General features: G+C 51.4%; 13 protein-coding genes. 6 read left to right on the top strand and 7 right to left on the bottom strand.

Going from position 1 to position 12,962, the window contains the following annotated elements; translation table 11 throughout:
• Positions 1-58 precede the first annotated feature (58 nt).
• A complete protein-coding gene (locus B5F07_RS05810) occupies positions 59-673 on the bottom strand; it encodes a hypothetical protein (protein ID WP_087160324.1) in 615 nt (204 codons plus the stop codon).
• 243 nt (positions 674-916) lie between these two features.
• Here B5F07_RS05810 and B5F07_RS05815 point away from each other — a divergent pair, with 243 nt between their 5' ends.
• From B5F07_RS05815 to B5F07_RS05825, 3 genes are all read left to right on the top strand, one after another.
• Positions 917-2,029, top strand: coding sequence for an ABC transporter ATP-binding protein (locus tag B5F07_RS05815; RefSeq protein WP_087160325.1), 1,113 nt, complete (start codon positions 917-919; stop codon positions 2,027-2,029).
• Between the two features lie 190 nt (positions 2,030-2,219).
• Positions 2,220-3,125: a PucR family transcriptional regulator gene (locus B5F07_RS05820; protein WP_087160326.1), complete on the top strand. Its 906-nt coding sequence runs from the start codon at positions 2,220-2,222 to the stop codon at positions 3,123-3,125.
• 3 nt (positions 3,126-3,128) lie between these two features.
• A complete protein-coding gene (locus B5F07_RS05825; protein ID WP_087160327.1) occupies positions 3,129-3,629 on the top strand; it encodes a DUF6106 family protein in 501 nt (166 codons plus the stop codon).
• Positions 3,630-3,759: 130 nt separating this feature from the next.
• Here B5F07_RS05825 and trxB read toward each other — a convergent pair whose 3' ends face one another.
• From trxB to B5F07_RS05840, 3 genes are all read right to left on the bottom strand, one after another.
• Positions 3,760-4,671, bottom strand: a complete 912-nt coding sequence (gene trxB, locus B5F07_RS05830) for a thioredoxin-disulfide reductase (protein ID WP_087160328.1) — start codon at positions 4,669-4,671, stop codon at positions 3,760-3,762.
• Positions 4,672-4,852: 181 nt separating this feature from the next.
• Positions 4,853-5,647, bottom strand: a complete 795-nt coding sequence (gene proC / locus B5F07_RS05835; RefSeq protein ID WP_087160329.1) for a pyrroline-5-carboxylate reductase — start codon at positions 5,645-5,647, stop codon at positions 4,853-4,855.
• Between the two features lie 15 nt (positions 5,648-5,662).
• A complete protein-coding gene (locus B5F07_RS05840) occupies positions 5,663-5,932 on the bottom strand; it encodes an acylphosphatase (RefSeq protein WP_087160330.1) in 270 nt (89 codons plus the stop codon).
• A 457-nt stretch (positions 5,933-6,389) separates the two neighbouring features.
• Between B5F07_RS05840 and B5F07_RS05845 the strand changes: the two genes are divergently transcribed.
• From B5F07_RS05845 to hydG, 3 genes are all read left to right on the top strand, one after another.
• On the top strand, positions 6,390-6,638 hold the full coding sequence (locus B5F07_RS05845) for a TM1266 family iron-only hydrogenase system putative regulator (RefSeq protein ID WP_087160331.1): 249 nt from the start codon (positions 6,390-6,392) through the stop codon (positions 6,636-6,638).
• Entirely contained in the window at positions 6,635-7,690 is a 1,056-nt protein-coding gene (hydE, locus tag B5F07_RS05850; protein ID WP_087160332.1) for a [FeFe] hydrogenase H-cluster radical SAM maturase HydE, read from the top strand. The genes B5F07_RS05845 and hydE overlap by 4 nt, the downstream gene beginning before the upstream one ends.
• 106 nt (positions 7,691-7,796) lie before the next feature.
• Positions 7,797-9,218 (top strand): [FeFe] hydrogenase H-cluster radical SAM maturase HydG, encoded by a 1,422-nt coding sequence (hydG, locus tag B5F07_RS05855; RefSeq protein ID WP_087160333.1) that lies wholly within the window; start codon positions 7,797-7,799, stop codon positions 9,216-9,218.
• An 84-nt stretch (positions 9,219-9,302) separates the two neighbouring features.
• On the opposite strand, the gene B5F07_RS05860 is transcribed toward hydG, so the two are convergent.
• From B5F07_RS05860 to B5F07_RS05870, 3 genes are read right to left on the bottom strand one after another with little or no spacing between them, the layout of a single operon-like run.
• Positions 9,303-9,980, bottom strand: a complete 678-nt coding sequence (locus tag B5F07_RS05860) for a TIGR00266 family protein (protein WP_087160334.1) — start codon at positions 9,978-9,980, stop codon at positions 9,303-9,305.
• Positions 9,981-9,992: 12 nt separating this feature from the next.
• Positions 9,993-12,290 (bottom strand): sensor histidine kinase, encoded by a 2,298-nt coding sequence (locus B5F07_RS05865; RefSeq protein WP_242972443.1) that lies wholly within the window; start codon positions 12,288-12,290, stop codon positions 9,993-9,995.
• Positions 12,262-12,960: a response regulator transcription factor gene (locus B5F07_RS05870; protein WP_087160335.1), complete on the bottom strand. Its 699-nt coding sequence runs from the start codon at positions 12,958-12,960 to the stop codon at positions 12,262-12,264. The genes B5F07_RS05865 and B5F07_RS05870 overlap by 29 nt, the downstream gene beginning before the upstream one ends.
• Positions 12,961-12,962 lie beyond the last annotated feature (2 nt).

Here is a 12,962-nt window from a genome sequence, read left to right on the forward strand (position 1 = left end):
ATTGTAATTTTGAAATTTTCCGATTTCTCTGATATTGTATCGGATTTCCGTCTGCCCGTCAATTCCCACGCGGCAGACTTACACCGATCAGTCCTCCTTTTTCTTCATAGCCTGTATCCCACAGATCCCGCAGGGAAAAGGTGTACGCCTCCCCGTAGGTGGCCACGGTAATCCACATGCCGTCCTCCCGTTCCTCATAGCCATAACAGAGAAACCAGTGCCAGACAAAGTCTTTGTAGCATGCTTTCCTGTGTCTCAGCATCAGATAGGGAACCGGACAGCCGCCGTCAATGTGCCTCCGGATAAACGCTGCTGCCGCCTCATACTCACCGGTACCGGGGAACTCTTCCATGGAAATGTCCTCCCGCCCCCGGTCCCGCAGATATGCCCCGAAACCATCGGTGAACATATAGAGCTTATTCACGCCGTTGACTCTCGGCTTCAGGTAAGGCTTCATTTTCATGGAGAAGCTGATATAATCCTCCTTCGTCAGTCGGTGTACATCGAAGGGATACAGCTCAGGGATTCCCCGGTGCAGCGCCAGGAAGATACAGCAGTCGCAGGCGGTGGCAGCCGCACAGCCTCCGATATACATTACCACATTTCTGAACCATTCCTGATTTCCGCCCACAGCCCCGTCAATGCTGAAATAGGGCAGTATGTTTCTCTTCATATACAACATCTCTTTTCCATATAAATACAGATAAAACCGGACTTTCCGGTATTCTGCAGTTATCCTCTGACTGTATTATTATATCCTCAACCTGCCATATTGTACACTTTTAAATCCCCTATGGTCGAAATGTACATTTTTCTCTCCTTTTTTTGGTTACTCGTGACATTGTTCATTTTTTCCCGCAGAGGTATACTAACTCCAGAAACAAACGAAACATATTTTTAAGGAGGCTACATAAAAATGGCAAGTTTATCTCTTGAAGGCATTCAGAAAATTTACCCGAACGGGTTCCACGCGGTTAAGGATTTCAACCTTGAAATCGAAGACAAAGAGTTCATCATCTTCGTAGGACCGTCAGGATGTGGAAAATCAACAACACTTCGTATGATCGCAGGTCTGGAGGATATCTCCGGCGGTACACTGAAGATCGACGGAAAAGTTATGAACGATGTTGAGCCGAAGGATCGTGATATCGCAATGGTATTCCAGAACTACGCTCTGTATCCGCATATGACAGTTTATGATAACATGGCATTCGGTCTGAAACTTCGTAAAGTTCCGAAGGCAGAGATCGATCAGAAAGTAAAAGAGGCTGCAAGAATCCTTGACCTTGACAAACTGCTTGACCGTAAGCCGAAGGCTCTTTCCGGTGGACAGAGACAGCGTGTTGCTATGGGACGTGCTATCGTTCGTAACCCGAAGGTATTCCTGATGGACGAGCCTCTCTCCAACCTGGATGCAAAACTGAGAGTTCAGATGCGTATCGAGATCTCCAAACTTCATGAGAGACTGGGCGCTACAATCATCTACGTAACACATGACCAGACAGAGGCTATGACACTTGGTACAAGAATCGTCGTTATGAAAGACGGTGTTGTACAGCAGGTAGATACACCTCAGAATCTTTATACAACTCCGTGCAACCTGTTCGTTGCAGGATTCATCGGATCCCCGCAGATGAACTTCATGGATGCAAAATGTACCGTTAAGGGTGACGACGTTACTCTGACAGTAGGAGCCCACGTACTGAAAGTACCGGCTTCCAAGAAGAAACCGCTCATCGAGGGAGGATACAACGGAAAGACAGTTGTTCTCGGTATCCGTCCTGAGGATGTACATGACTCTGAAGCATTCATCAGCAACTCACCTGACAGCATCATCGAGTCCCAGATCAAGGTTTACGAGCTGCTTGGTGCAGAAGTATTCCTGTACTTCGATGTAGAGGGAACACAGATGACAGCACGTGTAAATCCGCGTACAACGCTGAGAACCGGCGACAAAGCTGTATTCGCTCTCGATATGGAGAAGATTCACGTATTCGACAAAGAAACAGAGTTGACGATTACGAACTAATGATTTAAAATTGGAATAGCAGCTTGGCGGTTGTGAAGATGCTATTCGCCGCTGATCCGGCACTGCCGACAGCTTACCGCTTTGAGGAAAACTGAGGGGCTGCACTTTTGAGAGTGCAGCCCTTTTCTTTGGGTAATGCGCGCAGTCTCCGGTCAGCAAAAATAAAGTTGGAGCTATTTGAGGATTATTTATGGGACATACACCGGAGCTTGAAAAAGCACTGAATGAACTGAAGCGGATCACAGGACTTTCGATGGATATCTCGGCAGACACACCGATGGAAGAAGGACAGATTCTGCAGCAGATCCGCTGCCTTTGCACAGCCTACAAGGAGAAGTACAACAAGGCTGATTTTCTGCAGAGCCTGATGGTAAACGGGATTCCCTCCTACGATATCAACGAGAGGGCTGCCCGCCTGCATATTGCACCGGATGAAAGGAGGGTACTCTTTCTTCTCGATGCCAAAAGCCTGGACGAGGCTGTAACAGAGATTCTGAAAAATCTGTTTCCTGCCCAGACAAAGACTTATCTCGTCCCTGTGGGAGAGACGAATCTCGCCATCCTCCGTCCTCTGAAAGCGGATGAGAAGCCGGAATCCATGCGGAAGATTGCCAACACCATCGTTGACACTCTGAACACGGAGGCGCTGGCCCATGTGCAGGTTTCCTACAGTTCTGTGATCGAGAATCTTGCCGATCTCTCCGGAGCCTTCCGGGAGACAAGCCTGGCGCTCAAAGTCGGAAAACTTTTTTACTCCGAGCAGACCATATTTCCCTATAATGAACTGGGAATCGGCAGGCTGATCTACCAGCTTCCGGTCTCTTTGTGTGAAAACTTTCTCAGGGAAATCTTCGGCGACAGTATTCCTGACAGGTTCGACGAGGAGACCACGGCTACGATCAACCGTTTCCTGCAGAACAACCTCAACATTGCCGAGACTTCCCGGCAGCTCCACATGCACCGGAATACCCTGATCTACCGTCTCGAACAGATTCAAAAGCGCACCGGTCTGGATCTTCGCCTTTTCGAGGATGCCATGACCTTTAAGATCGCCACTATGGTGATGAATTATTTACACACAGAAAGGAATCAGTAGACTATGAATGACGCATTATATGAACAGCTTGTGGCCCGCAGGCCTAAGCCTTATGACATCCCGGTGAGGATTCTTATCATACTCCTCATCGTTGCAGTGGTTATACTCGGAACACCGTTTATCGGTTTCTTTGCTTTTGTTATTGCCATCATCCTCGGACTGCTCGCATATTACCTGATCTTTCCGAAACTGAGTATCGAATATGAGTATATTCTCCTGAATCACGACATGCAGATCGACGTGATCTACAGCAAGGAAAAGAGAAAACACAAACTGAGCTTTGATATCCAGAACGCGGAGATCATCGCGCCCAAATCTTCACACAGGCTTGATTCCTATAAGCCGGAAAAGGTGTATGATTTTACGTCAGAAGATCCTTCTGCAAAGGCATACGGAATCATGATCTCTCTGGAACAGAAGAATGTCTGCATCTACTTTGAGCCGGACGAAAAAATGCTCGACCACATGAAACAGTGGATGGGAATGAAACTGTATCTGGATTGAGGCAATATAGCCGGATCAGAATCCTATAATCTGTACAGAAAAAAACAAACCGGAACATCCGCAGTCCCGCACAGGGCGATACGCCCTGTACGGGAGGACCTGCCGTGATGTTCCGGTTTTTCTTCACAGATCACTCCTGCGCCGCCACATATTTGCATGCAGCCAGCGCTGCAACCGCGCCGTCCGCCGCTGCGGTAGTGAGCTGCCGCACTTCTTTCGTCCTGCAGTCTCCGGCGGCGAAGATCCCGGGATGGGAAGTAATGCAGTCCTCTGCCGCCAGGATAAATCCGTTTCCGTCCAGTTTCACCACTTCGGCAAAGATCTCGTTCTGAGGAATCTGTCCAACGGCGATAAATACTCCCGCCACATCCAGGCGGAACTCTTCCCCGGTCTTTTTATTGTTCAGCACCACGCCTTCCACAACCGAATCCCCTGTGATTTCCTTCACCGTAGCGCTTAAGACGAACTCGATGTTTTCTTTCTGGCGGAGCCTCTTTACAATGCTCTCCTCCCCGCGGAACTCATCCCTGCGGTGTACCAGGTACACTTTTCTGCAGTAATTTGAGAGGAACTCCGCATCCTGCAGAGCCGTACTGCCGCCTCCGATCACTGCCACATCCTTGCCGCGGAAGAAAGCGCCGTCGCAGGTTGCACAGTAGGAGACTCCTGCCCCGGTCAGCCTCTCCTCCCCCGGCACACCCAGATGCCGGTGTGTAACTCCGGTGGCAATAATCACACTTCTGCAGGGATACTCTTTTCCCGTAGTCTCAATTACTTTTATGGCTCCTTCATCCCGGATGCCGGTGACTCTCTCCACCTCGGTCTCTGCCCCCAGCTTCATGGCCTGGTCCAGCAGATTCATGGAGAACTCGCTTCCGCTGACGCTTGCGATTCCCGGATAATTCTCCACATTCGGGGAGGAGGTGATCTGTCCTCCAAAGTTTCCTCCCTCGATAATCACTGTCCTCTTTCCTGCCCGCTGACCGTAGATGGCAGCAGTCATTCCGGCGGTTCCTCCGCCGATAATCCCTATATCATACATATAAATACTCTCCTTTCGGTATAACTGAGTCCATTCTATCATTTTCCTGTCAGCCATGTCAATGAAAAGACACCAAGATCTAGTATATTTCTTCTTTTGCAAAACTAGATATTGGTGTCTTTCCACAGTTTTCTCCAGCCTTCCCGGACCGCACATCCGGTATGGCGGGCGGCTGTCCCTCCTACAGGTTCCGGGAGACGTCCGCGCAGGCCTTCATGGCTTCGATCACAGCGCTGCGGAATCCCTCCTTCTCCAGGACACGCACAGCTTCAATGGTGGTGCCTGCCGGCGAGCACACCATATCTTTCAGCTCACCCGGATGTTTCCCGGTCTCCAGAACCATTTTCGCGCTGCCGTACACCGCCTGTGCGGCGAACTGATAAGCCTGCGCTCTGGGCATTCCCTCCGCAACTGCCGCGTCCGCCATTGCCTCGATAAAGAGGAATACATAGGCCGGAGAGCTTCCGCTTACTGCTACCACCGCATCGATGAGATGCTCCGGTACCACTTCCACTTTGCCGAATGCGCCGAGGATCTCCAGGGCGTACTGTTTTTCCTCCTCTGTCACATACCGGTTCGGGCAGGCTGCCGTCATTCCTTCGCCCACCAGGGCAGGGGTATTTGGCATGGTCCTGACGATCTTCACCGGTCTGCCGAACTGCTCTTCCAGCCAGGCAAGTGTCTTGCCCGGGGCGATCGTGATGATCATCTGGTCATCGCGGATGCAGTCTTTGATCTCCTCAATCGTCTGCGCATAGAACTGGGGCTTCACCGACAGAAACAGCACATCGGATGCAGACGCCGCTTCCCTGTTGTCGGCGGTCACATGAATCCCGTACTCCTTTTTCACCCGCTCACGTCCTGCCTCCAGGATGTCCGAGCCGATGATCTCCTCCGGGCGGACCAGCCCTTTCTTAATAATACCTCCCATGATGGCTCCCGCCATGTTTCCTGTTCCGATAAATCCAAGTTTCATAATTTCCGTAACCTCCTATTTCACAACAAATGATCGTTCTTCCTCCAGGGGAATTTCCTTCGTATCAACCCAGTCGATTGTGATAAACCGGTTGTTGTTCAGTCCCACAAGCACCTTGTTGATCAGTATTTCACTTCCCTGTATCTCCATCGTCACGGTGCCGTCCCACTCATTTCTCACCCATCCGGTCAGATCCATGGACTGGGCGAGATATTTTGCCGTGTAACGGAAACCAACGCCCTGCACGCGCCCGTAGAACGTAATATGCTTTCTCACATCGGCCATCACATCTACCTCCGTTTCTCACATTTTCCGGCTGCGCGTCGGTCCTGCAGCACAGTCCCGGCACAGACCATATCACTATTGTACAGCCCGGGTACGGGAAATGCAATATGCCCCTGCGCCGGAAACGCAATAATTCTTGTATATTTTCCCCTGATATGTTAAACTAAAGAAACAGTTCCGCACAGACAGTTTCCGGCAATCTCCCGGGTATGTCTGCAAAGACTGCACACGTTCTGACTACGAAGGGATTTCCTGAGTATAAGGCGCCGTAAAAAAAGATTTATAAAAAAGAGGGGAAGTTCCTCTTTCTTTTTGGTACGGCTGCGCCTTCCGGTGCAGCCTCTTTATTTCCTGCTCTTCTTTTCGGCTCCGTCCGCCTCAGGACCGTATATTCCCGCTCATCCGACTGTCAGGATCTGAATATCTGAATCTGTTTTACACTGAAAGGAGGCCCGACATGGACACAAGAATCGCACTGATCGGAATTATACTCGAGACCCGTGAATCTGTGGAAGAGCTCAACCATCTGCTGAGCGAATACGGCGAGTATGTAATCGGACGCATGGGAATTCCCTACCGCGAGAAAGGAATCCACGTCATCAGCGTGGCGATGGATGCGCCCAACAATGTGATCAGCGCACTCTCCGGGAAACTGGGGATGCTGCCCGGCGTGAGCACAAAGACAATCTACGGGAAAACCATATGAACGGGGAAGGAATTCCACTGATCCGCCGCCTGGAACAGAACCGCGGGCTTACCCGGGAAGAGTGGGCAGAACTCATCCGTAACCGGGATGACGAGAGTGCTGCCTGCCTCTTTGAACGAGCCCGCGAAATCCGCATCCGGCACTATGGACACGACATTTATATCCGGGGGCTGATCGAATTTACCAACTACTGCCGGAACGACTGCTATTACTGCGGTATCCGCAAAAGCAATGCAAACGCAGTGAGATACCGCCTCAGCCGGGAGGAGATCCTCTCCTGCTGCGAGACGGGCTACCGCCTCGGGTTCCGCACTTTCGTGCTGCAGGGAGGCGAGGACGGCTGGTATACGCCGAAACGGATGGCAGAGATCATCTCGGAGATCCGTACATCATGGAAAGACTGCGCCATCACCCTTTCCGTGGGAGAGCTTTCCCGTGATACCTACCGGCTCTGGAAAGAGGCCGGTGCAGACCGCTATCTGCTCCGCCATGAGACATACGACCCGGAACATTACGCCAGGCTCCACCCCGCCGGTCTGACTGCTGCCAACCGGCAGAGATGTCTCTGGAACTTAAAAGAACTGGGCTATCAGGTTGGAACCGGATTCATGGTGGGCTCGCCGTACCAGACGCCGGAGAATCTGGCGGATGACATGATTTTCCTGAAAAGACTCAATCCCCAGATGGTGGGGATCGGTCCTTTTATCTCCCACCACGATACCCCCTTTGCACAGATGCCTTCCGGCACACTGGAGCTGACTCTTTTCATGCTGGGGCTCATCCGTCTCATGCTGCCGAAGGTCCTGCTGCCAGCTACTACCGCACTCGGAACGATCGCGCCGGATGGACGGGAAAAGGGGATTCTCGCCGGTGCAAATGTAGTAATGCCCAACCTGTCGCCCCCGCAGGTGCGCCAGAATTATCTGCTCTATGACAACAAGCTCTGCACCGGGGATGAGGCGGCGGAGAGCCTGAAAGACCTGGACGCACGGATGCAGAAGATCGGGTATCATCTCGCCGTGAACCGGGGAGATTCGCTAAACGTGGAGTGAAGATGCTCTCTTTCCGGATAATCTTCCACAGCGAAAAACCTGTTACAAACTATTCATTGCAAAAATATCCTTTGCAAAATACTCATTTTAAGGAGGAACACATTCCATGTATGATGTAAATTCAAAATGCGCCGATGATTTCATTAATCATGAGGAAATTCTCGAGACGCTGGCATATGCCGACGAAAACAAAGAAAACATCGAACTGATCGACTCCATCATTGAGAAAGCCAAAAAGAGAAAAGGACTGTCCCACCGGGAAGCTTCCGTTCTCCTTGCCTGTCCGATTGAGGAGAAAAATCAGGAGATTTACAAACTGGCAGAACAGATCAAGAAAGATTTCTACGGAAACCGGATCGTTATGTTCGCGCCGCTGTATCTCTCCAACTACTGTATCAACGGCTGCACCTACTGCCCCTACCACGCTGTAAACAAACACATTCCCAGAAAGCAGCTCTCCCAGGAGGATATCCGCCGGGAGGTCATCGCCCTGCAGGATATGGGGCACAAGCGCCTGGCGCTGGAAGCCGGAGAGGATCCGGTGCGCAACACCATGGAATACTACCTGGAATCCATCCGGACCATATACAGCATCAAACATAAAAACGGCGCCATCCGCCGGGTGAACATCAATATCGCCGCAACCACCGTGGACAACTACCGGCTGCTCAAAGAGGCGGGGATCGGCACATATATTCTCTTCCAGGAGACCTATCATAAGGAAAGCTATCTGCAGCTTCACCCGACCGGACCGAAACACGACTACAACTACCACACTGAGGCCATGGACCGCGCCATGGAGGGCGGCATCGATGACGTAGGGCTTGGCGTGCTCTTCGGTCTGGACAAGTACCGCTATGAATTTGCCGGGCTTCTGATGCACGCAGAACATCTCGAGGCAGCATTCGGAGTCGGACCGCATACGATCAGTGTTCCCCGGCTGAAACACGCCGACGACATTGATCCCAGCAAATTTGACAACGGCATCGACGACGACACCTTTGCCAAGATCGTGGCATGCATCCGTATCGCCGTCCCGTATACCGGCATGATCATCTCCACCCGTGAGAGCCAGAAGACCCGGGAGCGTGTCCTCCACCTGGGCATCTCCCAGATCAGCGGCGGCTCCCGCACAAGTGTGGGCGGATACTACGAACCGGAGCCGGAGGATGCCAAGTCCGAACAGTTTGACGTCAGCGATAACCGCACCCTCGACGAAGTCGTGCGCTGGCTTATGGAACTGGGCTATATTCCCAGCTTCTGTACCGCCTGCTACCGGGAAGGCCGTACCGGTGACCGCTTCATGTCCCTGTGCAAGAGCGGCCAGATCCAGAACTGCTGCCATCCTAACGCCCTGATGACACTCAAAGAGTACCTGATGGACTACGCGTCCCCGGAGACAAAAGCCATCGGCGACCGCCTGATCGAAAAAGAGGTGCTGAATGTGCCAAACGAGAAGGCAAGGAACGTCGTAATCGAGAATCTGCGGCTGATTGAAGAAGATAACAGGAGAGATTTCCGTTTTTAAGAGGTTGATCTTTTTCCGCTTTGGGACACAGTAAAACTTAATTGGGGACGTAGTAAAATTCAATTTTACTACGTCCCCAATTAACTATTTCGCCGGCATCATCTGCAGAAGCAGATTCGCCACATTCGAGATCGGCATTGTCTGAAGCCATACATGTCCCGGTCCTGTCACGATGGTATTGAAGATTCCCTCGCCGCCGAAGACCATATTCTTAAGTCCCGGCACCGCTTTGACATCCATGGTGCAGGTGGCATCCATAGCAGCAAGATAACCTGTGTCCACCACAATCTGCTGTCCCGGCTGCAGTTCATACTCCACTACGTGACCGTCAAACTCAAGAAATGCCATCCCCTGTCCGGAAAGTCTCTGCATGATGAATCCCTCTCCCCCGAAGAAGCCCGCACCCAGTCTTTTCTGGAAAAACACGGAGAGTTCCACTCCGGACTCTGCCGCCAGGAATCCGGATTTCTGTACGATCAGCTCCCTGCCCGGAGCGATCTGGTATTCCCGGATCTGTCCCGGAAAACTGGATGCAAATGCAATCATCCCGTTTCCGCCCATGGCAGTATACCGGTTCTGGAAGAGTGCCTCTCCCGCGAACATTCTCCCGAGTGCCTTGCCAATCCCGCCGTTAGAGGTGGTCTCCATCTTCATGTTGGGTGACATCCAGCTCATGGAGCCGCGCTCTGTGATCATCGTCTCTCCGCCTTCCAGGTAGCAGATCACTACCGGAAGAGTCTCGCCTTTAATCTCGTATCTCATTCTTCATCCTCCTCATAAGTTCTGCGCTTCCTGCGCCTGTTCTTCCTCCGGCGGAATCTCCAGTTTCGGCATCACAATATCTGCCTTGAACAGATCCGCCTCCGTGGATATCTTCAGCGTCCCGTGCTGCAGTTCCACAAAACTTTTTGCAATCGCCAGTCCCAGTCCGGATCCCTCCGTGTTTCTGGAAGAATCCCCCCGCACGAAACGGTCGGTGATTTCATCCGCATCAAAGTCCAGTTCTGTGGCGGAAACATTCTTCATGGAAATATGAACGTTTTCCTCACTCTCTGTCATCTCGATGTAAACCCGTGTATGGGGCATGGCGTACTTTGTAATATTTACAATCAGATTTTCAAAAATCCGGTATGTCTTCTGGCTGTCCAGCCACATAACCAGTTTATGTTCCGGCAGTTTCCAGCGGAATTCCAGATTTGCCGCGCGGATCTTTTCATCATTCTCCAGTCCCACCTGTTTGAGCAGATCCACGATATCCACCTTCATATAGTGCATGACCACACTCTTGCTGGCTGCCTTGCTGATCTCAAAGAGATCTTCGATCAGTACCTTCAGCCGCAGCGACTTTTTCTCAAGGACATTGATGTACTCTTTTCTTCTGGTCTCGTCCGTCTCATTTTTCAGCAGATCCGTATAGGTGATGATCGCTGTCAGCGGCGTCCTCAGGTCATGGGATACATTGGTCACAAGCTCTGTCTTCATCCGCTCATTTTTGACCTCTTCCTCCACCGCTTTCTTGAATCCTTTCTGGATCTTTTTCAGCTCATCCTGAATCGGGTTGAACAATCCGATATCGCCCTCTATGGGAACATCCAGATGCCCTTCTGCCAGCTGGTTCGTAGACTTGAGAAGAAGCTTGTATTTCTCCTGCAGATCCTCTGTATATTTTTTCAGAAACAGGAACAGGATCACCGAATATACAATCAGGGCAAATATTCCATAGAACCAGAACATACATACAATAAAGAGGATGCCGAAATTGATCAGGACAATCCTCAGAATCGTCCGGTTCGTCTTATCCCGGAAATCCAGATGCAGCAGAGCGTCATACTGCCTTGCGCAAAAGTCCCGGATTCCCCGGAAAATCCCGCCTGCTTTTCTCTTCATTTTGCTTCCGATATGACCGCCTCCGTTTCTGATACCACGCAGTACCCGTGCAGTGAGGGTACGTTCCCTGAAATAAGCTCCCTTCATCGTAAACATCTCCCGCAGGCATGTAAACGCCCAGTAAACAACGCCAAAAAACGCAACCCAAACACAGAAGTTAATCACCATCGTCGGAAATCCGCCGAAATACTCGTTCCAGAGATTTCCTTCCAGTGTCGCATAGGCAACACTGCCCGCCAGGAAACCGAACAGCGGCATACAGCACAGAACGAACAGGACGATCTCACAGGACACCCGGAAGATCCTGCCCTCCAGTTTTCCCACCCGCCTGATGCACGGCAGAAGCAGTGCCAGAACCGCTACCGCTGTGGAGAGCATCAGCACATTTGCCGGATAATTGGTGTAATCCGTCAGCGTGTAAACTGACGATGCGTATTCGTCCCATACCACAGTAGATGTGTATTCGCTCAGATCTTCCGGCGTCATCCCGTATATAATGCAGACGCCGGACGGTTCGGCGATCCCGTGATCATCCATGCTGTCCACATTGTTCAGAAAATTGCTCTCCGCATAGTATTCCTCCTCCGGGGTGAGCATCACTCCGGAAACCTCCGCATTCGAGACATCTCCGTTAGCGGCAAAAGTAAATACCGCCCGGAATGCATACCCTGACGCCTCCTCGTCTTCTTCCAGAAGATGTTCTGCCGTTTCACTGTCAAGTGATCCCAACGGCGTCAGCCCGCCGGAAGCTTCCCCCGCATCCGCGCCGTTGTCCGCCCCCGTATCCACGGCCGTATCTGCGCCTTCATCTGTACCGCTGCTTTCCGTGCTCTCCATGCTGCCGGAACTGCCGAAACCATTGTCCTCTTCCGCGCCTTCTATGCGGAACACTCCGCAGTCCATGAACTTTCGCATCAGGTCAAAGGACGTTTTCCCGAACTCATCCCGGACCTGTGATGGCGGAGTCTCTTCCGTCACTTCGTTGTAGAGAATATAATTGCCCACAGCAAGCCCGTATCCCATATCATATACGGTCTCAACTTCCACGCTTCCGCTCTCGGTAAAACGGTTCATCTGCCCGGGATAGGTCTGATAGGTTATCATCATCCCCACAGAGGCGATGACCAGAACAATCCCCGCGACGAGGGCCGCCGTCTTACGGCTGTTTTTCGATTTTGTATCCAACGCCCCACACCACCTTCAGATATTTCGGATTCTTCGGATCAATCTCGATCTTTTCTCTTATGTTCCTGACATGTACCATGATCGTATCTGTATTGATTGCCTTTTCCTGCCATACACGCTCGTAGATCTCCTCCGAAGAAAACACTCTTCCCGGGTTCTTCGCCAGAAGCAGCAGGATCTTGTACTCGATGGGCGTCATCTTCACCGGGACGCCGTCCACCGACACCTCCACCGTATCCTCATTGATCTCCAGACCGCCGATCACATGAACATTCTCCCTGGGGGTCAGTTTTTCCAGGAATTTCCGGTACCTGCGGAGCTGGGAGTTGACCCGCGCCATCAGTTCCATGGGCGTAAAAGGTTTGGTCACATAATCGTCCGCACCGATATTGAGTCCCGTAATTTTATCCACTTCCTCGGATTTTGCGGAGAGCATAATCACCGGGAAATCATGTTTTTCCCGCAGCTTCATGGTCATGCGGATTCCATCCATGCGCGGCATCATAATATCTACAATGGCAAGATGGATATCTTCCTTTTCGATCACTTCCAGGCCTTCAATCCCGTCAGCCGCCTGGAATACGTTGTATCCCTGGCTTTTCAGATAGATCTGAACGCCCTCCCGGATCTCCTTGTCATCCTCCACAATCAGTATATTATTTGTCTCCATGT

The sequence above is a fragment of the Lachnoclostridium sp. An169 genome, assembly GCF_002160525.1.
In the GTDB taxonomy this organism is placed as follows: Bacteria; Bacillota; Clostridia; order Lachnospirales; family Lachnospiraceae; genus Mediterraneibacter; species Mediterraneibacter cottocaccae.